Source organism: Streptomyces sp. NPDC005151, from assembly GCF_053599875.1.
In genome coordinates this window covers 17,241-41,040 of the sequence record NZ_JBSFYR010000071.1, presented here as the reverse complement: position 1 = coordinate 41,040, position 23,800 = coordinate 17,241, and the positions used below count along the sequence as shown (strand labels likewise).

Genomic DNA, 23,800 nt, shown 5'->3' with positions numbered 1-23,800 from the left:
GGCCCTGTCTTCATGCACCCACCCGGCCAAGATCACCCGCCCAAAGCCGCTGTTCGACCAGAACCGTCCACATGATCGATAGGCATACAGCTTCTAAGACGGGACACACCGGCCTCCTCGGCACGGCGCTGCGGCGCGGCAGTCGTCCGCTCGGCAACGCACGGCAGCGCCCGAGCCGGCTCCCGACCGTGCTCAGGAGTTCTCGGCCAGGACCTCGTTGCGCGGCACGGTGCTCCTCCGCTCCCGCACATGGGCATGGGCCACGAGGCCGAAGAGGAGCGCGAGGAGCGCGACCGACGAGCCCGCCGTCCCGAGGTCGAGACCCCCCTTGGCGACAGGCTTGGTGAGGAAGTCGCCGACGGTGGCCCCGAGAGGGCGCGTGAGCACGAACGCGATCCAGAACAGCAGGACGTTCGGCACGACAGGCACCCGCATGAGTGCGAGAAGCACCGCGAGCAGCCCGGTGACGAGAAGCGCGCCACCCGCATAGCCGAGTCCGGAGCTGTCGGACAGGAAATCACCCATGGAAGTGCCGAGCGTGTTCGAGACAAGAATCGCCGACCAGAAGAGAGCCTCCCCGCGGAAGGTGACGATGTCGCGGATGGAGAACGTCAGCCCGGTGAACTTCCAGATGACGAAGATGGCAATCAGGAGCGAGATCAGGATCGCGGCTCCTGTGGGGTACCCCAGTCCCAGGCCTTGCGGCCCCCAGCCCAGCGACGTGGTCCCGCCGGAAAGGTATGTGGAGCTGGCGTCACGGTTCATGAAGTCGGACATCGTGGTGCCGGCCATGCTGGTGGACAGGATGACGGTCCAGTAGAAATAGGGGTTGTAGTGGGTGGACCTCAGCTGCACGACCAGCGTGACGACGAAGATCAGGAACAGCGCGATCGTGGTGAGGAAGTAGCCGAGTCCGAGGGTCTGGGCGAACAGGTCGCCGGAGGTCTCGCCGAGCGTCGTCGCGGCGATCTTCATGATCCAGAAGGCCAGGGTGACCTCCGGCAGCTTCTTCATCACAGAGTGACCGGTGCCGGTGTTCAGATCGGTAAGGAATTCAGACTTTTCCAATGTCAATCACTCCTGGTCGGCCGATCGGCGCCTCGCCCTCCCGGAGTGAGCACCTTCCACGTCGCGGATGAGTGGACATCACAGTGTTGCGGGCGCGAGGCATCCCGTTACTCGATGGCGCTGCGTGTCCGCAGGTATTTATTACTTCTTTGAATACGGAGATGAATACGGAGACGAGCGTGCCGCTTTCGGCTAATCCGAGGACGCGGTGGCGGTCGTTGTTTTCGGCGTCATGGACGCCGACCGATCCTGCCCGGCACATCACCCAGGTGCGCGGCGGCTGCGCCGACGCCCGCGGGGGCGGCAACGGGGCGCCGGACGCACCACCCCTGGCTGCTGTCGTGCCAGGGCGCTACGACGCAGTCGCACGCCACAGCATCGGCGATCCCGCTGCCGTGGTCGCGGCGGACGAGATGCAGACACAGGCGGTGCACCCCGCAAGGGAACGCCGCCGGGGCGCACCGGCTCGGGGAGACCCGCCGCACCCCGGCAGGATCGCGCTGTCCGCGGTGTGACACCCGGACGGATGTGCGCGGCGCGCTCCGTGCCACCCGCGGACGCGCCCCGCGTGCCGGACCGCCGCACCGGGCGGACGATGGGAACGGCCGGCACGTACCCGGAATCGGAGACGGGGCCGCCGCGGCAACGGTCATCGCCCACCTCCCCCACCATCCCCCACACTTCCCGTCTTCACCTGCTCTCATCGCACCCATCACCCGAATGCCACACCCCCGCACGATCTTCATCTCATATCTGAGATAACCTGGCGCCATGCCAGACGACTACCTCGTACGCATCGGCAAGCTCATACGTGACGCCCGTCAGCACCGGGGCTGGACACAGAGCCAGCTCGCGGAGGCGCTCGCCACCAGCCAGAGCGCCGTGAACCGCATCGAGCGCGGCAATCAGAACATCAGCCTTGAGATGATTGCTCGCATCGGTGAAGCACTCGACAGTGAGATCGTGTCGCTCGGCTACGCCGGGCCGATGCATCTGCGGGTCGTCGGCGGGCGCCGGCTCTCCGGCTCGATCGATGTCAAGACCAGCAAGAACGCCTGCGTGGCCCTGCTCTGCGGCTCGCTGCTCAACAAGGGCCGTACGGTGCTGCGCCGGGTCGCCCGGATCGAAGAGGTCTACCGCCTCCTCGAAGTGCTGAACTCCATCGGTGTGCGCACCCGATGGATCAACGACGGGACCGATCTGGAGATCGTCCCGCCGGCCCGGCTCGACATCGCGGCCATCGACGCGGACGCCGCCCGGCGGACCCGGTCCATCATCATGTTCCTCGGCCCGCTGCTGCACCGCATGGACCAGTTCAAGCTGCCGTACGCGGGCGGCTGCGACCTCGGCACCCGGACCATCGAGCCGCACATGATCGCGCTGCGCCGGTTCGGCCTGGAGATAGCCGCGACCGAGGGTCTCTACCACGCCCAGATAGACCACTCGGTGACCCCGGACAGGCCCATCGTGCTGACCGAGCGCGGCGACACGGTGACGGAGAACGCGCTGCTGGCCGCCGCCCGCCACGACGGCACGACCGTCATCCGCAACGCCTCGTCCAACTACATGGTCCAGGACCTGTGCTTCTTCCTGGAGGCGCTGGGCGTACGGGTCGACGGCGTCGGTACGACGACGCTGACCGTGCACGGTGTCCCGCACATAGATGTGGATGTCGACTACTCCCCCTCCGAGGACCCGGTCGAGGCGATGAGCCTGCTCGCCGCCGCCGTGGTGACGGAGTCCGAGCTGACGATCCGCCGGGTACCGATCGAGTTCCTGGAGATCGAGCTCGCGGTGCTGGAGGAGATGGGCGTCGACTGTGACCGCACGACGGAGTACCCGGCGGACAACGGCCGTACCCGGCTGGTCGATCTGACGGTCCGGCCCTCCAAACTGGAGGCCCCGATCGACAAGATTCACCCGATGCCGTTCCCCGGTCTCAATATCGACAACGTGCCGTTCTTCGCGGCCATCGCCGCCGCGGCGCAGGGCAAGACGCTCATCCACGACTGGGTCTACGACAACCGCGCGATCTACCTGACGGACCTCAACCGCCTGGGCGGCCGCCTCCAGCTCCTGGACCCGCACCGGGTCCTGGTGGAGGGCCCCACCCGGTGGCGTGCGGCCGAGATGATGTGCCCGCCGGCGCTGCGGCCCGCTGTGGTCGTACTGCTCGCGATGATGGCGGCCGAGGGGACCTCCGTACTGCGCAATGTGTATGTGATCAACCGCGGTTACGAGGAGCTGGCGGAACGGCTCAACTCGGTGGGCGCGCAGATCGAGATCTTCCGGGACATCTGAGCAGGGCGCCGCCCCCAGTGCGGTCGGCCGCGCCTGGGGGCGGGTCCGGTCTCGCCCTCCGGCACACGGTGTGCGGTGTGCCGCGGCCGGCGCACCGATGGGGATCGGCGGTTCGCCGGTGAGGTCAGGCGAGCGCGAGGAACAGCTTCTCGAGTTCCTCTTCGGTCATGGGCGGCGCGTCGGCTTCGCTCTGGGCGAGGCACTGACGCATCCCGCTGGCCACGATCTTGAAGCCGGCCCTGTCCAAGGCCCGGGAGACGGCGGCAAGCTGGGTGACGACGTCCTTGCAGTCGCGCCCGGCCTCGATCATGGCGATGACGCCGGCGAGCTGACCCTGCGCCCGGCGCAGCCGGTTCAGGACCGCGCCCATGGCTTCTTCTTCTACCTTCACCGGGCTCCTCCTTGTTCCGGCTCCACCGGCACACGATACCCCGTAGGGTATCCGGGTCATGGGCGAGTGGCTGTCTCGTGGTCGCGCACCGGCGGGGCCGGCGGAGCGGCGGCCCGGCGTCGTGCCCGCACAGCACGCGAGGTCAGCACGATCGCGGCGATACCCGCGACGGTCCAGGTCAGGGGGTGGACCCAGACGGCGGTGCCGACCTGCTGGCTGAGGACGAAGACACCCATGACGACGACGAACCAGCCGAACGCCTTGCGGAGCGTGTCCTGGGGGATGCGCCCGGCGAAGCGGCCGCCGATGATGCTGCCGACGACTGCCATGGCGGTGACGGCCAGGGCCAGGCCCCAGTCGATCTGCACACCCGAGAGGTGACCGGCCAGGCCGGCGAACGACTTCATGGCGATGACCAGGAGCGAGGTGCCGACGGCCACACTCATGGGAAGGCCGCCGAGGAGGGCGAGGGCGGGCACGACGAGGAAGCCGCCGCCGGAACCGACCAGGCCGGTCACCGCGCCCACGACCAGCCCCTCGGCGACGATGTGCTTCATGGGCATCTCGTGGAGGGCGTCCTTGGGCGCGGCGGCCTTGCGCGGTTTGCGGAGCATGGCCGCCGCCGTGGCGAGCATCATCAGGGCGAACGCGATCAGGAGCGCCGTGCCGGGGATGTACTCGGCGAGGCGGCCGCCGCCGTAGGCGCCGACCATGCTCACCAGCCCGAAGGCAAGTCCGGTGCGCCACTTGACTCGGCGGGCCCGGGCGTGGGGTATCAGGGCGGCCGCACTCGTGACACCGACGACGAACAGGGAGGTGGCGATGGCCTCCTTGGTGCCCTGGCCGGCCAGGTAGACCAGGATGGGCACGGTGAGGATCGAGCCTCCGCCGCCGAGGATGCCGAGGCTGATCCCGACGAACAGGGACGCCGCGATGACGACCGCGATCACGGCTTGTCCCGCAGGGCTGCGATGACGGTGCGGATGTCGGTGCGCGGGCCGCGGTTGTAGGGCAGCTTGGACAGCATCACGCCCATGGCGCAGCTGTTGCTGAGGGCCGCGTAGGTCAGGCCTGCGCCGACTGCGGTGCCGATCAGGTGGATGCCGGGCACCAGCAAGCCGGCGAGCCCGGTGGTCAGCACGATGGATCCGGCGACGAGCCGGACCTGGCGTTCCATGTCCCAGCGGTCGGAGCCGCGGTTGACGGAGGCGCCTGCTGCCTCCCAGGCGATCATGCCTCCGTCCAGGACGCGCAGGTTCGGCAGTCCGGCCTCGGCGAGGGAGGCTTCCGCCTGTGCGGCGCGGGTGCCGGAGCGGCAGACGAGGACGACGTCTTCGTCGAGGTGGCTGAGGAGTTCGGCGCGGTGCTCGCGCAGGGTGGCCATGGGCACGTTGTAGGAGCCGGGTATGTGGACGGTGCGGAACTCGCCGGGGGTACGGACGTCCAGAAGGCGGGGCCCACGGCCTTCCCCGATCAGCCGCTGAAGGGCGGCGGAGTCGATTGCGGCGGCGCGGGAGGTGTTGCTGGTCATGGGGGCTCCTCGGATAAACGGACATATACCTGGGGGGGTATGCAAATGAGTAGGGGTGGACACCGGCAGCCCGCCAGGGCGTGGGCCGCCCCTCGCGGGCATGCCGGTGGTCTTCGTGACGACTGGGGTCAGGCGTCGGCAGGTTCGGTCAGCAGCGCCCAGGCGGCGTAGCCGCCGAGGATGTCGGAGACGTCGGAGAAGCCGTGATGGCGCAGCAGGCTTGCGGCGATGGAGGAGCGGTGACCGCCCGCGCAGTGCAGGACCAACGCACGGTCGCGCGGGATCTCCTCCAGGCGGCGGGGCAGCTCGCCGAGGGAGATGTGCAGCGAGCCGTCGACGAATCCCGCCGCGCGCTCTCCGCAGTTGCGAACGTCGACCACGAGCGGAGGCTCTCCGCTCTCCAGGGCGGTACGGAGCTGGGCGGCGGTCAGCCGGCTGGCGGGGCCTGCCTCGTCCCCCAGGGCCGCGAGGGCGTCGTCGGGGTTGCGCAGGTAGCCGGCCACTCGGTCGAAGCCGATCCGGGCGAGACGGGTGACCACCTCCTCCTCGCGGTTCTCCGGCGCGATGACCAGCAGTTCCGCGTCGGGCGTGAGCACGGTTCCGGCCTGCTCGGCGAACCGGCCGTCGGCCGGCACATTGATCGACCCACGCAGGTGCCCGGCACCGAACTCCTGCGGGCCGCGGGCGTCGACCACCACGGCCCCGGCCCCGCGCAGCGCCGAGAACTCCTCAACGGTCAGCGGCCGGGGCGCCGCGGCCGGGTTGTACAGCTCACGATCCTTGCGGTTGAGTTCGGCGTCGTAGGAGAAGTAGCTCGGCGCCGCGGACTGGCCCGCGGTGACGAGGGCCACGAAGTCCGCTTGACTCATGGGCGCGCAGGCGTAGTTGGTGGCACGCTGCTCGCCGATGGTGGACTGCTTCTCGGTGGAGAGATTCTTGCCGCAGGCGGAGCCCGCGCCATGGGCGGGGAAGACCCGGACCTCGTCCGGCAGGCCCATCAGCTTGTTCTGGACGCTGTCGTGGAGCATCGCGCCGAGCTCCTCGGCGGTCACGCCCACCGAGGCGAGCAGGTCGGGCCGGCCCACGTCACCGATGAACAGCGCGTCGCCGGTCAGCACCCCGTACGGGACGGTGTCGGTGGCGTGCTCGTAGACCAGGACGCTGATCGACTCCGGGGTGTGCCCGGGGGTCTCCATGATCTCAAGAGTGACGTCGCCGAGGCTGACGCGCTCACCCTCGGTGAGCTTGCGGATGGAGTACTCGGTCTCGGCGCGATGGCCGTAGCCGATCCAGGCGCCGGTACGGGCCGCCATCTCCAGGTGTCCTGCGACGAAGTCGGCGTGGAAGTGGGTGTTGATGACGCCGACGACAGTGAAGCCGCGGGTCTCGGCATCGGCCATGTACTCCGAGATGTCCCGGCGCGGGTCGACGACCACGGCCTGCCCGCTGGTCTCGTCCGCGATCATGTACGACGCCTGGGAGAGGCAGTCGAGGTAGTACTGGGTGAAGAACACAGGAACCCTCCGTGAGGATGAACATATACCCCTAGGGGTATATGTGCTCAAAAGAAAACCGCCGGAACGCCCGCCGGGACGGCGGACACTTCCTTCACGCGGCGCCGGGCGCCGGCCCGGTGACGAGCGGACGGCCCGTGCGGGCCCAGCCGCTGGTGCCGCCGGCGACCGAGACGGCATCCGCGCCGACGGCGGCCAGGCGCTCGGCGGCCCGCTGGCTGCGGTTGCCACTGGCGCAGATCACGTAGACCGGCCGATCCTTGGACACCTCGCCCGCCGCGGCGGCGAGGATGGACAGCGGGGCGAGCCGCGCTCCGGGCACATGGCCGGCCCGGTACTCCTCCGGCTCCCGCACGTCCAGGACGAGCGCTCCCTCGGCCCACGCTGCCGCAAAGGCATCCAGATCCACTTCACGCACCGCGATTCCCTCGCTTCCGTATACCCCCCTGGGTACTTCTTGATGACGACAGTAGGCATGCCCTGCCACAGATGTCAAATACCCCTGGGGGTATAAATTCGAGGGGTGCGGCGGTCCGCGAACGAGGGAGCCGGCCGACCGCCGGAGGCGGATGTCACAGAGCGGGCCGCGCCGGCACAACATACCCAGGGGGGTATTCTGCGCTCAAGGAGGAGCCGGGAACGGAGGCTCCCTTAACCGCTTTCATACCCATGGGGGTATGCCGATCGACTGAGGGTGATCATGGAAAACGGACAGACAGCCGTCCACGGCGCACAACCCGCTGACGGCGCGGAAGGCGGCAGCCGGTGAGCGCCGGCCCCACCGCGACCGCACCCGCCGACACCCCGGTTCGCCTGGGACTGCGTGAGAACTGGGCGCAGTTCACCCTGCTCGTCATCGTCAACGTCTCCGTCGGCGCCCTGGTCGGACTGGAACGCACTACCGTTCCCCTCATCGGCACGGACGTCTTCGGGCTGACCAGCGATCTGGCCGTCTTCTCCTTCATCATCGCCTTCGGCGTCACCAAGGCGCTGACCAACCTGGCCGCCGGCGAGCTGACCGCCCGCTTCCGCCGCAAGCAACTCCTCATGGCGGGCTGGCTCATCGGGATACCCGTCCCGTTCGCCCTCGCGTGGGCGCCGTCCTGGGGCTGGATCGTCGCCGCGAACGTCCTGCTCGGCATGAACCAGGGCCTGACCTGGTCGATGACCGTGAACATGAAGATCGACCTCGTCGGCCCTGCCCGCCGCGGTCTCGCCACCGGCCTGAACGAGGCCGCCGGATACGTCGCCGTCGGCGCCTCCGCCCTGCTGACCGGTTACCTGGCCACCGCATACGGCCTGCGCCCCGCACCCGAACTGATCGGCATCGTCTTCGTTGCCGCAGGCATCGCTCTGTCCCTGTCCGTCCGGGACACCGCGGCCCACGTGGCCCTCGAACTCGCCCGGCATCCCCGACCGGTTCACGCGGAGCAGTCCACCGGTCTGGCAAAGACCTTCGCCCATACCTCCTGGCACAACCGCTCCTTGCGCGGCGCCAGCCAGGCCGGACTCGTCAACAACCTCAACGACGGCCTCACCTGGGGCGTCTTCCCTCTGCTGTTCACCGACCATGGCCTGGGACTTGCCGCTGTCGGCCTGGTCAAGGGCCTTTACCCGCTGTTGTGGGGCATCGGCCAGATCCCCACCGGCCACCTCGCCGACCGCATCGGCCGCAAACCCCTGATCGTCACCGGCATGTTCGTCCAGGCCGCCGGATTCGTCCTCGCCCTGGCCCTGCTCGACCGGCCCCTGCTCGCCGGCATCCTTTCTGCCGTCGTGCTCGGCCTGGGCACCGCCATGGTCTACCCGGCCCTCATCGCCTCCGTCTCCGACCACGCGCACCCCACCTGGCGGGCCAACGCGCTCGGCACCTACCGCTTCTGGCGCGACATCGGCTACGCCGCAGGCGCCCTCGTCGCCGGCGTCCTCGCCGACACCCTCGGCCTCAACGCCACTGTCATCGCCGCCGCCGTCCTCACCGCGGCCTCCGGCCTGCTCGCCGCCCGCTGGATCACCGACCGCCCCGCCCGCCGAGAGCCTGTCGGGTGACCTTCGATCGGAAAGCGGACGCGGTCTGGTGCGTGCGATTCCAAGGCGCCGGAAGGCCCTCGGATGGGGTCTCCCCTGCTCGAACGAAGCTGAGAGCTTGGGGAAGGAGCTACTAGGGCATTTCGGCAACGCGGGAAGCGTGCGTGCCCGGGCGTGACCGCCCGGTCAGAGGTCACCCGACAGGCTCTGCGCCCCCCACGGACTCCAGGTCCGAGCGCGCCGCTTGGTTCACCCCGTTCGCGCCGCAGCGGGCCGGCGGCCGGCAGAGCCCCGGCACCGCAACGGATTTCAGCGTCCGCCATTCGGATGAAGCTGCGGTCGCCTCTGCGTGTGCGGAGACCGGGCTGCCCGCCTCCCCGTATCAGATAGCGGCGATGACCACGGTTCGAGAAGCACGATGACGGCCCCCGGCCCGGCACGGGAGTCGGCCCCCGGTGCCTCACGGACAGGCCTTCCGGAGCAGCCGCGCGAACGGGAACGGACGGTGCCCGGCAAGGCGGCGAACGCCCGTCCCTCACCGGCGTGGAGGACGCTCTGGCCGGCTGCGCTCTGTCTCCTGCCACTCGGTCTTCTCGGGGCGGCGGCGTGGTACGGACGGTGGGTCCGGCCCGGTGCGGACGACTGGTGCTTTCTGCCCGTCGTGCGGGACGAGGGGCTCCCCGGGATGGTCGGGAAGTTCTATCTCAAGGACAACGGGCGGATCGCGAACGCCGTTCTGGTCTGGGCGTACGGGACGTTCGGCGTCGCGGGGCACCAGTGGTTCGGGCTGGTCAGCTGTGTGGTCACGCTGGGGATCCTGTGGGCGGTGACCGTATCGGCGCTGCGCCGGGGCGGTCTGACGGCGCCACGCGGAGTCCCCTTGCTCGTGGCGTCGATGGTGACGGCCGTCTTTCTGTTCGCGACACCCAACACGTACAAGACGTTCTACTGGCCCGCGTCGTCCGTCTCGCACACCATGGCGCCGATGCTCGCCTGCGCCGCGGCCGTTCCGCTGCTCCGGGCCCGGTCGCGCGGGGGGAGGCGCTGCGCGCTGGTCGCCGTTCTCGTGGCGGGTCTCTGCCTGGGGACGCTTTCGGAGGAGGCGTCCGTCGTCGTGCTCGTTGTCCTGTCGGCCGTTCTGCTGCTCCTCGTCGGGCGGCGCCGTGCCTATGTGCGGAGCTGGTGCCTGGCGGGCATGGCGGGGACCGTGACCGGGACGCTCGTGCTCTACACGTCGCCGGGCGCGAGGATCCGGCGGGAGCGATTCCACACGGACGGGGTGTCCTTCCTCGCGCCCGACTCGCTCCTCGGGTCCCTGCGCGGCTTCGGGCACATCCTGGGAACGCTCCTCACGACGTGGGCCCATCTGGGGGCGGTCGCGGCGGGGGTCCTGCTGGGGCTGCTCATCAGGGGGCCCGGTGGGCGGCGCGCGGTCCTGCCGGAGCGCTGGCCGCTGCTGTCCTGCGCCGGTGTCCTCGCGTTCCTGGTCTCCGGATATCTCTGCACGGTCGTCGCGTATCCCGTCTTCGGCGAGAGCGTGAGGACCTCCTCACGGATCTGGAACGACTACCTCCTGCTGTACGTCGCGGTGCTCGTCGGGGCCGGCGCGCTGGTGGGACTCGCCCTGGGGCTGCGCCTGCACCGCACCGGTGCGGTGCAGGCGGCCGGTGCGGGGGTGTGTGCCGTCGTGTGCCTCACGCTCGCCGTCCCGCTGGGGCGGCTCGAACATGACATGCGCGTACGGGCGGTGAAGTGGGACCGCCAGGACCGGTGGATGCGCGCGCGTGCGGCGGACGGCGACCGGGTTCTCCCGTACATGCCGTTGTCGGTCGTCGGCATGGTGGAACCGTTCCGTCAGCACGGGCGGAAGGTCTGGCCGGCCACATGCGTCGCCGACTACTACCACCTGGAGCGGATCACCTACTCGCTGCGGCTCCCCTGACCGCGCCGGACGCCTTCGTGATCGCGATCATGACGGCGTCGTCGCCCAGGTGCCCACCGGCGTGCCTCAGCAGGTCGGTGTGGAGATGCTCGACGAGGGCGTCGGGGCCGGTGCCGTTCCAGGTGGCGAGCCGGTCGGCGAGCGGGTAGAAGGTGCCTCTGCGGTCGCGTGCCTCGATGACGCCGTCGGTGTAGAGGAGCAGCAGATCGCCGGGTTGGAAGCCGAAGGTCTCGACCTCGTACTGGTTCTCCGACACCATGCCGAACCCCAGCGGGAGCGCGGGTTCCCTGACCTCCAGTGCCTCGACACGGCCGTCGCTGCGCAGCAGCAGCGGAGGGGGATGTCCGCAGTTCACCAGGCGGACGCTGTGGTCCTCCTCGCAGACGTCCAGGACCAGCGCGGTCACGAACGATTCGTCGTACTCCGGATCCGTCTCGGCGAGCTGGGCCATGTTCCAGTACGAGGCGTTGGCGATGTGTGCCACGGCGCCGGGCAGCGAGAGGTTCTCGTACGCCGCCCCGCGGAACGCCCCCACCACCACCGCGGCGTCGTCGACGGCGGGCAGGCCGCTGCCGCGGACGTCGCCGACCACGAGGCGGGTCCCGCCCGGGGCGGGCACCGCGGCGTACAGGTCACCGCCGATCTGGGCCTCCTCCTCGGCCGCGATGTACACGGACGCAATACTCAATGGGCCGATCTGGTGGGGCAGTGGGTGCAGCAGGACCTGTTGCGCCATGACAGCCACCGAGCGCACCCGGTCCAGTTGCCGCTCGTGCCGGTCGAGGGCATAGCGGAACACCACCAGGAACGCGGAGATCACCGTGACGGCGGCGATCTGGGCCTCGTGGTTCGGTGTCCCGACGCCGCCGTGCAGGGCGGCGATGACGGCCTGGGCCACGACTGCCAGCGCTCCGACGACGGCCGTGAGGCCGGGGCCGGCGAAGGAGGCGGCGAGCGCGGGCGCGGCGACGAGGAACGGGCCGAGGTGGATGGTCTCCGGGCTGCTTATGTCGATCAGCGCGACGGTCGCGATGAGGGCGAACGGCACCGCGAGCAGCCCCTGGCTCAGCCGCCGGGACGGGGTGAGGCGGTTGTCTCTGTGCCGGACGCGCATGTCTTCTGCTTACACCCCTGTCGACCGGTCCGCGCCCCGTGGTCGTCAGGGGGCTCAGGTGCGTCACCCACACGGACCGCGTGCGTTCGCCGGCTCCGGTCGCCCGGTCCACGATCGGAATCCGTGTACCGAGGGGAGAAGACCGATCGTGGACGCATGGGACTCGCAGGACAGCTATGGGCAGCCGCAGCAGCGGACCGGATACCTCCGCCCGAAACCGCCCCGGCTCCGTGTCGACGCGGCGCGGCTGTGGGCGGGCGGCGCCATGACCGCCGTCATCGCCGCGCTCACCGCCGTCGTCGGGGTGGTCCTCGTCCGTGGGGTCCTGGACGTGCCCCTCTTCGCGCCGGAGGGCGACGGAGCGATGGGGGACGCCTCGACGGGACTGCTGGCCACCGGGGCCGGGCTGGCAGCGCTGGCGGCCACGGCGTTGGTGCATCTGCTGATCCTCGCGACGCCGCAGCCGGGCACGTTCTTCGTCTGCATCGTCGTCCTCGCCACTGCCGTCATGGTTCTGCTGCCCTTCACCACATCGCTCCCGCTGGACGCCAAGATCGGCTCGTCGGCTGTCTGTCTCGCCATCGGGATCGTGATCGGTTCCCTGCTGTCCGCCGCCGGCCGCAGGTCGGTGCGACGCTCGCTCTACTGACGGCCGGATCCGGGGCGTGCGGGGCGCACGGTCCAGGTCCTGTCCTGTCGATCTTCGTGGATCAGCCCGGGCGTCTGGTGCGGTGCATCGCAAGGCGGAGGATCGTCCTCGTACTGGACGTACTTGGGAGACTCCGACAACGCAGCGAGGTGCCGTGCCAGGCGTTCCGGGCCCACGAAGATCGGCAGGACAGGACCTAGGCGCGGGCCGTGTCCGTACGAGGTGTCACTCCCGCTGACCGGGACCCGCCGGAGCCGTCATTTCTCCTCGGTCAGCTGGGCGTCGAGTTCGTCGAAGAGCAGCTCGCCGTGGTCGATCTGGCCGGTCCGGTACGCGGAGCGCGCCACCAGGTGCGCGGCGACCGGTCCGGTCATCATCTGGAAGAACCCGATCAGTGCGAGCGTGGCGAGGTCCATGCCGCTGCGCAGTCGCAGCGCGACCCCGGCGAGGACCAGCAGCATGCCGAGGCTCTGCGGCTTCGTCGCGGCGTGGCTGCGCGACAGGACGTCCGGCAGCCGCAGCATGCCGATCACTCCGAGCAGGCAGACGGCGGCGCCGATGAGGACCAGGACCGCGCCGGTCGTATCGACGATCTGGAGCCAGACGTTCACTTCGCTCCTTCCTTCGGCTGTCGCTTGCCCTTCGGCCGGTCGCGTACGGCAATGAAGCGGGCGATGCCCACCGATCCGGTGAACCCGAGGAAGGCGAGCACCAGCATGATCGGGAAGTAGAAGGGGTCGCGGGCGAAGGCGGACTTGGCGCCGAGCCCCGCGATGATGAGGGCGGCGCAGACATCCAGCGAGATCGCGCGGTCCAGCATCGAAGGGCCGCGCCAGATACGGGTGAGGAGCCCCACCCCGGCGATGACGATCAGCACGACGGCTGCGGTGAGGAGCGCCCGGTCGACGGTCTCGGGGACGCTCATGAGGCCGTTCCTCCTTCGGCGGACTGTGGTGTCGGCGGGGGTGGCTCGGCAACGCGGGCGATCTCGTCGCGGGTGCCGAATGCCCGTACGGTCAGCTCCTCCAGCCGCCAGACCGAGCGCCGGGCCGCATCGAGCGCGGCAGGCCGGTCGGCGTCGAGGACGTGCAGGAAGACAGTGGCCGTGGCGCGGCGCACCTCGACGACCGATCCGCCGGGCACGTTCGACACGGCGACGGCGGTCGCCGCGAGCATCAGGTCGGAGCGGCAGCGCAGCGGTACGGCGATGACGGCGGCCCGGTGCGGATGGCCGACGAAGATCTGCCGGGTGACCTTCACTCCCGAGGTGTACATGTCGTAGAGCAGATAGCCGACGAGCAGCACGATGCCCCAGGGGTGCAGCCGGAGTCCCAGGTCGACGCGGGGCAGCGGGAAGGCCAGGCAGACGGCCACCGCGACGACCACGCCCGTCAGCACATTGGCCCAGTTCAGGCTGGACCAGAGCAGTACCCAGATGGCGGTGAGCCAGGCGATCAGCGGGAGGTCGAGCACCCGGCGACGGCTGCCGAATTCGCGGCTGAACGGTGGGAGTTCCGCGTTCCGGTGGAACAGGGTGATCCAGCGTCTCACCGGCCGAGCACCGCCTCGGTGTAGGGGGTGCGTGCGAGGAGTTCGGCGGCCGCGCGGTCGGTGTAGGAGGTCAGCGGTCCGGCGAGCACGGTGAAGGAGAGGCCGACGGCGACGGCTGCCGCGGTGGCACCGGTCATGAGCCGCGGCAGTTTCGTTGTGGTGGTGACGGCATGCCCGTGGAGGGTGGCGGCCACCGCGCGGCCGGCGGGCTGGTGCCGGGGGAAGACCGGTTCGTCGCCGGTGCCGGGGATGCGGTCCGGGCCCTCGCCGGCGTCCTCGTCGTTGTCGTTCTCGTCGTCGGACTCCAGGACCGTGCCGTCCGCCGCCTGGCCGGGTGGCGCGGCCCGCCAGAACGCCAGGTTCCAGACCTTGGCCATCACGTACAGGGTCAGAAGGCTGGTCACCGCCGAGCCGATGACGAGGATCCAGGCCCAGACGCTCCCGTCGGCGACACCGGCCCGCATCAGTCCGAGCTTGCCGATGAAGCCGGAGAGCGGCGGGATCCCGGCGAGGTTCATGGCGGGCACGAAGAAGAGGGCGGCGAGCAGCGGGGCGGCTTTGGCGAGTCCGCCGATCCGGGTGAGTTCGGTGGTGCCGCAGCGGCGCTCGATCAGTCCGGCGACGAGGAACAGCGTCGTCTGGACGGTGATGTGGTGGGCGACGTAGACGATCGCGCCGCCGTACGCGTCGCGGGAGGCGAGCCCAATCCCGAAGACCATGTAACCGATGTGGCTGATGAGGGTGAAGGAGAGCAGGCGCTTGAGGTCGGTCTGGGCGACGGCTCCCAGGATGCCGATCACCATCGAGGCGAGTGCGGCGGCCATCAGCAGGTCGCCGAGCCGGTTTCCGGGGAAGAGCAGGGTCTCCGTTCGCAGCATGCAGTAGATGCCGACCTTGGTGAGCAGGCCGGCGAAGACGGCGGTGACGGGGGCGGGTGCGGTCGGGTACGAGTCGGGCAGCCACGCCGCGAGCGGGAACACGGCGGCCTTGATGGCGAAGACGGTCAGCAGCATGGCCTGGATCAGCGTCTGTACGCCGAGCGGGAGTCCGCCCAGCCGCCCGGCCAGCTGGGCGAAGTTGGCGGTGCCGGTGGCCGCGTACGTCATGGCGATGGCCGTGAGGAACAGCATCGACGAGAAGAGGGAGATGATCACGTACGTGGAACCGGCCCGGACGCGGGGGCCGGTGCCGCCGAGGGTGAGCAGGACGAAGCTGGCCACCAGCATGATCTCGAAGCCGACGTACAGGTTGACGAGGTCTCCGGCGAGGAACGTGCAGGAGACCCCGGCGACGAGGATCAGATAGGCGGGGTGAAAGACCGCCACGGGTGTCTCTTCGTCGCGGTCCGCCATGCCCTGGCCGATGGAGTAGACCAGGACGCAGAGGGTGATGGCCGAGGAGACGGTCAGCATCAGCCCGGACAGCCGGTCGGCGACCAGCGTGATGCCGAGCGGCGGGGCGAAGTCGCCGAGATGGACGCTGAGCGGGCCCCGGGTGTCGGCGGAGATCATCAGCGTGACGGAGAGCGCGAGTACGGCGGTGAGCACGGCGACGCTGACGAAGCGCTGGAACTGTTTGAGCCGGGTGCCGAAGGCGAGACTCAGGCCGGTGGCGCAGAGCGGCAGCAGCACCGGCAGTGGGACGAGTGCGTTCACCCGGTGTCTCCTCGGTCGGCGTTCGTTCCGGTGTTCCGTTTCGTGGCGTAGTCCTCGGGGTCCGCGCCCAACACGTCGTGCCAGAGGTCTCCGGTGGCGTCGCGGCCGCGGGCCTGGAGGGCGCGGTCGGCGCGCAGCCGGGCCCGGAGACGCCCCCGCTCCTCCCGGTAGCGGGCGCGTTCCTCCGGTGTGCGCTCGGACACGGACCGGTACTGCTCGCGCAGTTCGTCCCGCTCCCCCAGCACCTCGGCGCGCAGCGCGATGCGCCGGTCCTCCAGGTCGTCGTGGACCTCGTCGGTACCGGTCAGCTGGTGGCTGCGGTAGGCCATCGCGAGAAGGAATGCCGTGGTGGCGAGGGTGATGACGATCGCGGTGAGGGCGATGGCCTGCGGCAGCGGGTCGGTGACCTGCCGGAGCGGGACGCCGTACAGGAGGGGTTCCCGGCCCGCCCTTCCGGTGGCGGAGAGGACGAGCAGGTTGATCCCGTTGCCCGCGATCACCGCGCCGAGCAGGATCCGGGTGAGGGGTCGGGTGAGCATGAGGATGCCGCCGACCGCGCAGAGCACGGCGGCCGTGGCGAGGAGCGAGGCGCTGACCGTCACCGGACGGCGCCTCCCGCCTCGGGCGCCGGTCCCGTTCCTGCCGCGGCGGCCGCCTTCTCGGCGGCCCCCCGCTCGATCTGCCGGTCGATCTTGGCGCCGAGTGCGCGCACGATGTCCAGCACCACGCCCAGTACCAGCAGGTAGACGCCGAAGTCGAAGAGGACGGGCGTGCCCAGGTGGTACGCGCCGATCACGGGCAGTCTGCCGTGGTAGGTCCACGCGTGCAGGACCGTGCCTTCGGCGAGGCCGAGCAGCGCCACGCCGGTGGAAAGGAACAGCCCGAGGCCGGTGAAGAGTCCGGGCTGCAGCGGTGCGGCTTCGGCGAGTTCGAAGCGGCCGCCCGCCAAGTAGCGGGTGATCAGGGCGACTCCGGCGACGAGTCCGGCGACGAACCCGCCGCCCGGCATGTTCTCGGCGCTGAACAGCAGATAGACGGAGAGCACCAGGATCGGGTGGAACAGCAGTCGGGCCACGACCTCGAAGACGACGGACCGGTGTTCGGGGGCGAGCGTGGCCCCGGCCGCGAGCCAGGACCGCTCCGGTGCCCCTTCGTCGCCCTGCGGCACCCCGGTCAGTCCGGGCGCCGTCAGCGACCAGGCAGTACGCCGGGGTACGTCCTCGCGCAGCCCGGATCCGTCCGCGCGGCGGTGCAGATAGAGCAGGCTCGTCACGCCGATCGCCGCGGCGGCGAGCACGGCGGACTCCCCCATCGTGTCCCAGGCCCGCAGGTCGACCAGGATGGTGGCGACGACGTCCTTGAGCCCGTGGTGCGCGGTCTCCTCGACCATGGCCGCCCCGGCGGGGTCTGCGGTGCGTGCGGCTGCCGCGACCCACACCACCACGCCGAGGGTCGCTGCCGCGGCCAGCGCCACCGGGATGCGTACGGCGCGCCGCCACGTACTGACCGACTCCTGGAAGTGCACCGGCATCCGCCGCAGCACCAGCACGAACACGACCATCGACACGGTCTCGACGCAGAACTGGGTGAGCGCCAGGTCCGGGCCGCCCTGGACGACGAAGAGCAGCGCGGTCCCGTACCCCGTCAGTCCCGCCAGCACCACGGCCTTCATGCGACGGCTGACGGTAAGACAGAGCAGCGCGGTCGCACAGGTCAGTACCGCCACCGCCCCTTGCAGCGGTACGTCCCAGATGCGTGGCGCCGAAGCACCGCGCCAGGGCCGGTCCGCCCCGAGCACGGCGAGCTGCCCGGCGAGCATCACGAGCAGCGTGGTGGCGAGGTAGACGGAGAGCGAGCCGCGCTGGACGAAGCCGGTGACATCGAGCGAGATCCGTTCCAGGCCGAGCAGCAGACGTCCGAAAACCCGGTCGGCTGTCGGCCACGCGATCCGCCGGGAGAGCCGGATCACGGTGGCCTGCCCCGCGAAGAGCACCACACCGCCCGCCGCGGCGAGGGCCGAGAGCAGCAGGGCCGTACCGAATCCGTGCCAGAGCGCGAGGTGGTACGGATGCGCGGGTACGGGGAACGTGTCCGCGTACGCGCTGAGCAGCCCGTACGTCCAGCCGACGCCCGGTCCGAGCACCAGACCGCAGAGGGCCAGCAGGCCGGGCGGCGCGAGGAACGCCCAGCCGACCCGGTGCACCGGTGTGGAGTCGACCCCGGGCTTGCGGGCGAACGCGCCCCAGACGAACCGCACGGTGTACGCGACCGTCAGCGCGGAGCCCGCCACGGTGACGCCGAGCGCCCAGCGGTCCGCGCTGTCGCCGTGCAGCAGCGCGTCGAACGCGGCCTCCTTCGCGGCGAACCCGAGCATCGGGGGGAGCGCGGCCATGGACGCGGCGGCGAGCACGGCGACCGCGCAGACGTGCGGCAGCGTCCTGCCCACGCCGGAGAGTCTGCGCAGGTCACGGGTGCCCGCCGCATGGTCGACGATGCCGGTGACGAGGAACAGCGGGGCCTTGAACAGGGCGTGCCCCAGGATCATGACGGCTGCGGCGAGCGCCGCGTCCCGGTTGCCGACCCCGGCGAGCAGGGTCAGGAAACCGAGCTGACTGACGGTGCCGTAGGCGAGGACGAGCTTGAGATCGTTCAGTCGCAGCGCCCGCCAGCCGCCGAGCAGCATGGTCGCGCAGCCGAGCACCATGACGACAGGCCGCCAGACGGGGACGTCGGCGAAGCCGGGGGCGAGCCGGGCCACCAGGTAGACACCGGCCTTGACCATGGCCGCGGCGTGCAGATAGGCGCTGACGGGGGTGGGCGCGGCCATGGCGTTCGGCAGCCAGAGGCTGAACGGCCAGATCGCCGACTTCGACAGCGCCCCGCACAGGATCAGCGCCACGGCCACCTGGACGGCGAGGCTCGTGCCCGGCGGGTAGGCGACGATCGTGGAGATCCGGTAGGCGCCCGCCGCCTGACCGATGATCAGGAAGCCCACGAGCATGGCGAGACCGCCGAGCGTGGTCACGGTGAGTGCCTGGAGCGCGGACCGGCGGCTGTGCTTGTGCTCGCTGCTGTGCCCAATCAGCAGGAAGGAGAAGACCGTGGTCAGTTCCCAGAACACATAGAGGGAGATCAGGTCGTCGGCGAGGACCAGGGCGAGCATGGCGCCGGCGAAGGCGAGCAGGTTCCCGGCGAACGCGGGGAGCTGCGGGGTGTCGTCGGAGAAGTACGAGACGCAGTACAGCAGGACGAGCGCGCCGACCCCGGCCGCGAGAAGCACCATCAGTTCGCCGAGCGCGTCCAGGCGCAGGTCGACGGAGACGTCGTACGCCGGCATCCACGGCCACGACGAGGTGACGGACCCGCCGGACGCGGCGGTGTTCCACTGCGTGGCCGCCCACACCGTGGCGGCGGCGGGCGGCAGCGCGAGGACGACGAAGGCGCGGCTGCCCAGTCGCCGCACCAGCGGGCGCGCGCACGCGGCGAGAACGAAGTGGCAGACGATGAGCGTGGTCACAGGGTCTCGGAGGGCGTCCGGGGCCGCTGCGCGACATGACGGGCGAAGGGCACCAATTACAGATATATCCCCGGCCGCACTTCACCCGTACGGCGCGCCGCGCCGACCGCCCCCGCCCGCACGGCCGCTGAGGACCCGGCGGCGGTACTTCGGGCACCACACCACGTGCAGCCCCACGTCGTACACGCCACCGGAATACCGGCGAACATTCCGCGCCACAGTCACAACGCACCATATGCAGACCGTGTCTGTCTAACCGTCACCGACAGCGGCGAACGAACTGCTGAAGGTCGGTATCCCGGGTGCGGCGCACGTGCTGGTACAGCCGTACTGATGCGCTTGCCGTGCGGGCGTGGCGCCACGTCACGCCCGCACGGTGTTTTCACGGCAGTACGGCGATGCCGTCGAGTTCGACGAGTGCCTGTTCGTCCCAGAGCCTGGCCGCCCCGATGACCGCCATCGCCGGGTAGTCGCGGCCGGCCAGCCGTTGCCAGATCCGCCCGAGTTCGGGGGCGTGTGCGCGGTAGTCGGCGACATCCGTGGCGTAGACGGTCACCCGCGCCAGATCGGCCGGGGAGCCACCGGCCGCACGCAGCGCGGTGAGCAGATTGGTCAGGGCCGTCGCGAACTGCTCGGGCAGCTTGGCGCCGATGACCTTACCGTCTTGGTCGAGGGCGGTCTGCCCGGCCAGGAGGACCAGGCGGCTGCCGGTGGCCGTGACGGCGTGCGAGAAGCCCGTGGGCGGGGACAGTTCGGCGGGGTTGATCCGGTGGATCGGGCTCATACGGGCGGCTCCTGATTCATGGTCGGCGTCCGGTGCGAGGCCGGCGTCCGATGCGCGGTCCCCGTCGCTGTCTCCGTCGCCGGCGCGTACAGCTCCTTGGCGATGATCGTGCGCTGGACCTCGCTGGCGCCCTCGTAGATCCGTGGGGCACGCACCTCCCGGTAGAGGTGTTCGAGCAGATGGCCGCGGCGCAGCGCGCGGGCGCCGTGCAGCTGGACGGCTGCGTCGACGACGTACTGCGCCGCCTCGGTGGCGTACAGCTTCGCCATCGCCGCCCGGCCCGGTACGCCGGGCTCCCCCGCGTCGTACGCCGCCGCGGCCGCGTACACGAGGAGCCGGGCGGCCTCCGTGCGGGTGGCCATCTCGGCGACCTGGTGGGAGACGGCCTGCAGCTCCTTCAGCGGACCGCCGAACGCGCTGCGTTGCGCGGTGTGGGCGAGGGTCGCGTCGAGGGCGGCGCGGGCCATGCCGACGGCGAAGGCGCCGACGCTGGGGCGGAACAGATTGAGGGTGTTCATGGCGACCCCGAAGCCGCGGTCCGGTTCGCCGAGCACATCGTCGGGCGTGACCGGAACCCGGTCGAAGGCGAGGGCGCCGATCGGGTGCGGGGAGAGCATGTCGAGGGCGGTGCCGGTCAGTCCGGGGCGGTCGGCAGGGACCAGGAACGCGGTGACGCCGCGGGCTCCGGCGCCTGGTGTCGTACGGGCGAAGACGGTGTAGAAGTCCGCCTCGGGGGCGTTGGAGATCCAGCACTTCTCACCGGTCAGCCGCCAGCCGTCCGGGGCGTGCTCGGCCGCCAGGGCGAGCGCCGCGGCGTCGGAGCCGGCGCCGGGCTCGCTCAGTGCGAAGGCGGCGACGGCACGCCCGGCCCGCACCTCGGGAAGCCAGCGCGCCCGGTGGGCCGGGGTACCCGCCTGGACCAACGGGTATGTGCCGAGTCCCTGGAGGGCCAGCGCGGTCTCGGCCTCCGTGCAGCCGCGGGCGAGGGACTCCCGCAGCAGGCAGAGGTCGAGGGCGCCGGAGGAGAAAAGGCGGTCGAGCAGGCCGAGTTCACCGAGGGCGGCGATCAGCGGGCGGTTGACGTGCCCCGGTTCGCCCTTCTCGGCGAGGGGGCGCAGCTCCTGTTCGGCCAGGGCGCGCAGCTCTTCGCACCAGGCGGTCTGTGCCGGATCGAGTGAGAATGCCGTCATACCGGCGCCTCTCCTGTCCCCTATCGCGAACTGTTGACTACCGTCATTCAAACGATACGCTCCAAGGGCGACAAGGGGGCGATCCGTTATGGACCCGAAGACCTCAGCGCACCTCGACACCTTTGCCCGGGAGCATCTGCCACCCACGGACCAGTGGCCGGAACTGGTCTTCGACCTTCCCGAGCTGAACTATCCGGACCGGCTGAACTGCGCCGCCGAGCTCCTCGACGGCACGGTCGCCCGCCTCGGTCCCGACCGCCCCGCCTTCCATACGCCCCAGGGCGAAATCTGGAGCTACGGGGAGCTCCAGGACCGGGTCGACCGGATCGCCCATGTCCTGACCTCCGATCTGGGGATCGTCCCCGGCAACCGGGTTCTGCTCCGCGGCCCCACCACGCCCCACCTCGCCGCCTGCTGGCTGGCCGTGCTGAAGGCGGGCGCGATCGCGGTGACCGTACTGGCCCAGCAGCGGGCCCAGGAGCTCGCCACCATCTGTTCGATGGCCCAGGTCGGTCATGCGCTGTGCGACATCCGGTCGGTCGACGACCTGGTGAAGGCGGGGGTACCGGGGCTGCGGATCACGGAGTACGGAGGTGACGGCCCCGACGATCTGCTGCACCTGGCCGAGGGGCGGCCGGGACCGTACCGTGCCGTGGACACGGCCGCGGACGATGTCGCGCTGATCGCGTTCACCTCGGGCACCACCGGACGTCCCAAGGGCTGCATGCACTTCCACCGCGATGTGCTGGCCATCGCCGACACCTTCTCCCGCCACGTCCTGCAGCCCTGTCCCGACGACGTGTTCGCGGGCAGTCCGCCGCTCGGTTTCACCTTCGGGCTCGGCGGTCTGGTGGTCTTCCCGCTGCGGGCCGGGGGGTCGGCCCTGCTGCTGGAACAGGCCGGTCCGCGGCAGCTGCTGCCCGCGCTGGCCGCCCACCGCGTCTCGGTCCTGTTCACCGCACCGACCGCCTACCGCGTGATGCTCGACCACCTCGACAAGCACGATCTCGCCGCGCTGCGGCGCTGCGTGTCGGCGGGCGAGAACCTGCCCGTGGCGACCTGGCAGTCCTGGTACGAGCGGACCGGCCTGCGCATCATCAACGGCATAGGCGCCACCGAACTGCTGCACATCTTCATCTCCGCCGCCGACGACGTGATCCGCCCCGGCACCACCGGGGTTCCCGTGCCCGGCTGGGAGGCGCGCGTGCTGGACCGGGACGGCCGCGCGGTGCCCGACGGGGAGCCGGGGCTGCTCGCCGTTCGCGGCCCGGTCGGCTGCCGCTATCTCGCCGACATCCGCCAGTCGGAGTACGTACAGCACGGCTGGAACCTCACCGGCGACACGTACACACGTGACAGCGACGGCTACTTCCACTATGTCGCGCGCGCCGACGACATGATCATCTCCTCCGGGTACAACATCGCGGGTCCCGAGGTCGAGGACGCCCTGCTGCGCCATCCCGAGGTCGCCGAGGTGGCGGTGGTCGGGCATCCGGACGAGCTGCGCGGGCAGATCGCGGTGGCGTACGTGGTGCTGCGCGAGGGCGGCGGAGCGTCGGCCGACGAGCTGCGTACACACATGAAGAACGAACTCGCCCCCCACAAATGCCCGCGCGTCATCGAATTCGTGCCCGCGCTCCCCCGGACCGCCACGGGCAAGCTGCAACGGTTCCGGCTGCGGAGCGACGGGGACCGGACCGGCGCACGGGACCTAGAGTGATCACGTGGCCGAGCAGCACACCCCCAGATCCCTGATCGTCACCCTCTACGGCGCGTACGGTCGCGCCCCCGGCAATGCACCGCTGCCGGTGGCCGAACTGATCCGGCTGCTGTCCGTCCTCGGTGTCGACGCCCCGTCCGTACGCTCCTCCGTCTCCCGGCTGAAGCGGCGCGGGCTGCTCGTACCCGCGCGTACCGTGAGCGGCGCGGCCGGGTACGCGCTGTCGTCCGACGCCCGCCAGCTGCTGGACGACGGCGACCGGCGGATCTATGCGCACCCGTCGCCGCCGCTCCAGGACGGCTGGGTGCTCGCCGTCTTCTCCGTACCGGAAGCGGAACGGCACAAGCGGCACCTGCTGCGCTCGCGGCTGGCCCGGCTCGGCTTCGGCACGGCGGCGCCCGGGGTGTGGATCGCGCCCGCCGCGCTGTACGACGAGACCCGGCACACGCTGGAGCGGCTGGAACTCGCCCCGTATGTAGACCTGTTCCGCGGGGAACACCTCGGCTTCGCCGCGACGCGGGAGTCCGTGGCGCGCTGGTGGGACCTCGACGCGATCGCCCGGCTCCACGTGGACTTCCTGGAGCAGCACGAACCGGTGCTGCGGGCCTGGGAGTCACGCACCGGCGCCCCTGATCCCGAGACCGCCTACCGGGACTATCTGGCGGCCCTGGACTCGTGGCGGCAGCTGCCGTACGCCGATCCCGGCCTGCCGGAGGAGCTGTTGCCCAAGGAGTGGCCGGGGGGCCGGTCGGCGGAGGTGTTCGGGCTGCTGCACGCCCGGCTGCGGGACGCGGGGGCGGAGTTCGTACGGTCATGACCTGCCGCGGGCGCCGAAATGCAGGTGC

At 70.6% G+C, this 23,800-nt stretch carries 22 protein-coding genes and 1 pseudogene; 7 read left to right on the top strand and 16 right to left on the bottom strand.

Annotation, left to right across the window (positions count from 1 at the left end; all coding sequences use genetic code 11):
* Positions 1-192 precede the first annotated feature (192 nt).
* On the bottom strand, positions 193-1,068 hold the full coding sequence (locus ACWD6R_RS29540) for a COG4705 family protein (RefSeq protein WP_451821483.1): 876 nt from the start codon (positions 1,066-1,068) through the stop codon (positions 193-195).
* Positions 1,069-1,286: 218 nt separating this feature from the next.
* Here ACWD6R_RS29540 and ACWD6R_RS29535 point away from each other — a divergent pair, with 218 nt between their 5' ends.
* Together ACWD6R_RS29535 and ACWD6R_RS29530 are read left to right on the top strand one after the other, a co-directional pair.
* Positions 1,287-1,583, top strand: a complete 297-nt coding sequence (locus ACWD6R_RS29535) for a hypothetical protein (RefSeq protein ID WP_451821482.1) — start codon at positions 1,287-1,289, stop codon at positions 1,581-1,583.
* Between the two features lie 256 nt (positions 1,584-1,839).
* Positions 1,840-3,369 (top strand): helix-turn-helix domain-containing protein, encoded by a 1,530-nt coding sequence (locus ACWD6R_RS29530; protein WP_451821481.1) that lies wholly within the window; start codon positions 1,840-1,842, stop codon positions 3,367-3,369.
* A 124-nt stretch (positions 3,370-3,493) separates the two neighbouring features.
* Here ACWD6R_RS29530 and ACWD6R_RS29525 read toward each other — a convergent pair whose 3' ends face one another.
* From ACWD6R_RS29525 to ACWD6R_RS29505, 5 genes are all read right to left on the bottom strand, one after another.
* Positions 3,494-3,739, bottom strand: coding sequence for a metal-sensitive transcriptional regulator (locus ACWD6R_RS29525; protein WP_393307057.1), 246 nt, complete (start codon positions 3,737-3,739; stop codon positions 3,494-3,496).
* A 77-nt stretch (positions 3,740-3,816) separates the two neighbouring features.
* On the bottom strand, positions 3,817-4,710 hold the full coding sequence (locus ACWD6R_RS29520; protein WP_451821480.1) for a sulfite exporter TauE/SafE family protein: 894 nt from the start codon (positions 4,708-4,710) through the stop codon (positions 3,817-3,819).
* Positions 4,707-5,291, bottom strand: coding sequence for a rhodanese-like domain-containing protein (locus tag ACWD6R_RS29515; RefSeq protein WP_451821479.1), 585 nt, complete (start codon positions 5,289-5,291; stop codon positions 4,707-4,709). Before ACWD6R_RS29515 ends, ACWD6R_RS29520 begins: the two co-directional genes overlap by 4 nt.
* A gap of 128 nt (positions 5,292-5,419) precedes the next feature.
* Positions 5,420-6,805, bottom strand: a complete 1,386-nt coding sequence (locus ACWD6R_RS29510) for an MBL fold metallo-hydrolase (RefSeq protein ID WP_451821478.1) — start codon at positions 6,803-6,805, stop codon at positions 5,420-5,422.
* Between the two features lie 94 nt (positions 6,806-6,899).
* On the bottom strand, positions 6,900-7,223 hold the full coding sequence (locus tag ACWD6R_RS29505; protein WP_451821477.1) for a rhodanese-like domain-containing protein: 324 nt from the start codon (positions 7,221-7,223) through the stop codon (positions 6,900-6,902).
* A 347-nt stretch (positions 7,224-7,570) separates the two neighbouring features.
* On the opposite strand from ACWD6R_RS29505, the gene ACWD6R_RS29500 reads away from it, so the two are divergent.
* Positions 7,571-8,854, top strand: a complete 1,284-nt coding sequence (locus tag ACWD6R_RS29500; protein ID WP_451821476.1) for an MFS transporter — start codon at positions 7,571-7,573, stop codon at positions 8,852-8,854.
* Between the two features lie 484 nt (positions 8,855-9,338).
* Positions 9,339-10,775 carry a DUF6056 family protein gene (locus ACWD6R_RS29495; protein ID WP_451821475.1) on the top strand — a complete coding sequence of 479 codons (1,437 nt, stop codon included), beginning with the start codon at positions 9,339-9,341 and terminating at the stop codon, positions 10,773-10,775.
* Here ACWD6R_RS29495 and ACWD6R_RS29490 read toward each other — a convergent pair.
* The gene (locus ACWD6R_RS29490) at positions 10,750-11,889 is read right to left on the bottom strand and encodes a PP2C family protein-serine/threonine phosphatase (protein ID WP_451821474.1); all 1,140 of its coding nucleotides are present in this window, start codon (positions 11,887-11,889) and stop codon (positions 10,750-10,752) included. The two genes, ACWD6R_RS29495 and ACWD6R_RS29490, sit on opposite strands and share 26 nt — an antisense overlap.
* Before the next feature lie 148 nt (positions 11,890-12,037).
* Between ACWD6R_RS29490 and ACWD6R_RS29485 the strand changes: the two genes are divergently transcribed.
* Positions 12,038-12,538, top strand: coding sequence for a DUF6069 family protein (locus ACWD6R_RS29485; RefSeq protein WP_451821473.1), 501 nt, complete (start codon positions 12,038-12,040; stop codon positions 12,536-12,538).
* Between the two features lie 257 nt (positions 12,539-12,795).
* Here ACWD6R_RS29485 and mnhG read toward each other — a convergent pair whose 3' ends face one another.
* From mnhG to ACWD6R_RS29440, 9 genes and pseudogenes are all read right to left on the bottom strand, one after another.
* Complete coding sequence (gene mnhG / locus ACWD6R_RS29480; RefSeq protein WP_393306923.1) at positions 12,796-13,149, bottom strand: monovalent cation/H(+) antiporter subunit G; 354 nt, start codon at positions 13,147-13,149, stop codon at positions 12,796-12,798.
* Positions 13,146-13,463 (bottom strand): monovalent cation/H+ antiporter complex subunit F, encoded by a 318-nt coding sequence (locus tag ACWD6R_RS29475; protein WP_451821472.1) that lies wholly within the window; start codon positions 13,461-13,463, stop codon positions 13,146-13,148. The genes mnhG and ACWD6R_RS29475 overlap by 4 nt, the downstream gene beginning before the upstream one ends.
* Positions 13,460-14,089 (bottom strand): Na+/H+ antiporter subunit E, encoded by a 630-nt coding sequence (locus ACWD6R_RS29470; RefSeq protein WP_451821471.1) that lies wholly within the window; start codon positions 14,087-14,089, stop codon positions 13,460-13,462. Before ACWD6R_RS29470 ends, ACWD6R_RS29475 begins: the two co-directional genes overlap by 4 nt.
* Positions 14,086-15,744, bottom strand: a complete 1,659-nt coding sequence (locus ACWD6R_RS29465) for a Na+/H+ antiporter subunit D (protein ID WP_451821470.1) — start codon at positions 15,742-15,744, stop codon at positions 14,086-14,088. The genes ACWD6R_RS29470 and ACWD6R_RS29465 overlap by 4 nt, the downstream gene beginning before the upstream one ends.
* Positions 15,741-16,346, bottom strand: coding sequence for a Na(+)/H(+) antiporter subunit C (locus tag ACWD6R_RS29460; RefSeq protein WP_451821469.1), 606 nt, complete (start codon positions 16,344-16,346; stop codon positions 15,741-15,743). Before ACWD6R_RS29460 ends, ACWD6R_RS29465 begins: the two co-directional genes overlap by 4 nt.
* Positions 16,343-19,261 (bottom strand): Na+/H+ antiporter subunit A, encoded by a 2,919-nt coding sequence (locus tag ACWD6R_RS29455; RefSeq protein ID WP_451821468.1) that lies wholly within the window; start codon positions 19,259-19,261, stop codon positions 16,343-16,345. Before ACWD6R_RS29455 ends, ACWD6R_RS29460 begins: the two co-directional genes overlap by 4 nt.
* Positions 19,262-19,381: 120 nt before the next feature.
* Positions 19,382-19,486, bottom strand: a pseudogene (locus ACWD6R_RS29450) (IS200/IS605 family transposase); the annotation flags it as partial.
* A gap of 157 nt (positions 19,487-19,643) precedes the next feature.
* Entirely contained in the window at positions 19,644-20,045 is a 402-nt protein-coding gene (locus ACWD6R_RS29445; protein ID WP_451821467.1) for a RidA family protein, read from the bottom strand.
* The gene (locus ACWD6R_RS29440) at positions 20,042-21,235 is read right to left on the bottom strand and encodes an acyl-CoA dehydrogenase family protein (protein WP_451821466.1); all 1,194 of its coding nucleotides are present in this window, start codon (positions 21,233-21,235) and stop codon (positions 20,042-20,044) included. The genes ACWD6R_RS29445 and ACWD6R_RS29440 overlap by 4 nt, the downstream gene beginning before the upstream one ends.
* An 88-nt stretch (positions 21,236-21,323) precedes the next feature.
* On the opposite strand from ACWD6R_RS29440, the gene ACWD6R_RS29435 reads away from it, so the two are divergent.
* Entirely contained in the window at positions 21,324-22,955 is a 1,632-nt protein-coding gene (locus tag ACWD6R_RS29435) for an AMP-binding protein (protein ID WP_451821465.1), read from the top strand.
* Positions 22,956-22,959: 4 nt separating this feature from the next.
* Positions 22,960-23,772 carry a PaaX family transcriptional regulator gene (locus tag ACWD6R_RS29430; RefSeq protein WP_451821464.1) on the top strand — a complete coding sequence of 271 codons (813 nt, stop codon included), beginning with the start codon at positions 22,960-22,962 and terminating at the stop codon, positions 23,770-23,772.
* Positions 23,773-23,800: the final 28 nt, after the last annotated feature.

Coding starts and splice junctions, on each gene's coding strand:
- ACWD6R_RS29530 (WP_451821481.1), top strand. CDS start 1,840: ATGCCAGACGACTACCTCGTACGCATCGGCAAGCTCATACGTGACGCC.
- ACWD6R_RS29525 (WP_393307057.1), bottom strand. CDS start 3,739: ATGGGCGCGGTCCTGAACCGGCTGCGCCGGGCGCAGGGTCAGCTCGCC.
- ACWD6R_RS29515 (WP_451821479.1), bottom strand. CDS start 5,291: ATGACCAGCAACACCTCCCGCGCCGCCGCAATCGACTCCGCCGCCCTT.
- ACWD6R_RS29490 (WP_451821474.1), bottom strand. CDS start 11,889: ATGCGCGTCCGGCACAGAGACAACCGCCTCACCCCGTCCCGGCGGCTG.
- ACWD6R_RS29475 (WP_451821472.1), bottom strand. CDS start 13,463: ATGAGCGTCCCCGAGACCGTCGACCGGGCGCTCCTCACCGCAGCCGTC.
- ACWD6R_RS29445 (WP_451821467.1), bottom strand. CDS start 20,045: ATGAGCCCGATCCACCGGATCAACCCCGCCGAACTGTCCCCGCCCACG.
- ACWD6R_RS29440 (WP_451821466.1), bottom strand. CDS start 21,235: ATGACGGCATTCTCACTCGATCCGGCACAGACCGCCTGGTGCGAAGAG.
- ACWD6R_RS29435 (WP_451821465.1), top strand. CDS start 21,324: ATGGACCCGAAGACCTCAGCGCACCTCGACACCTTTGCCCGGGAGCAT.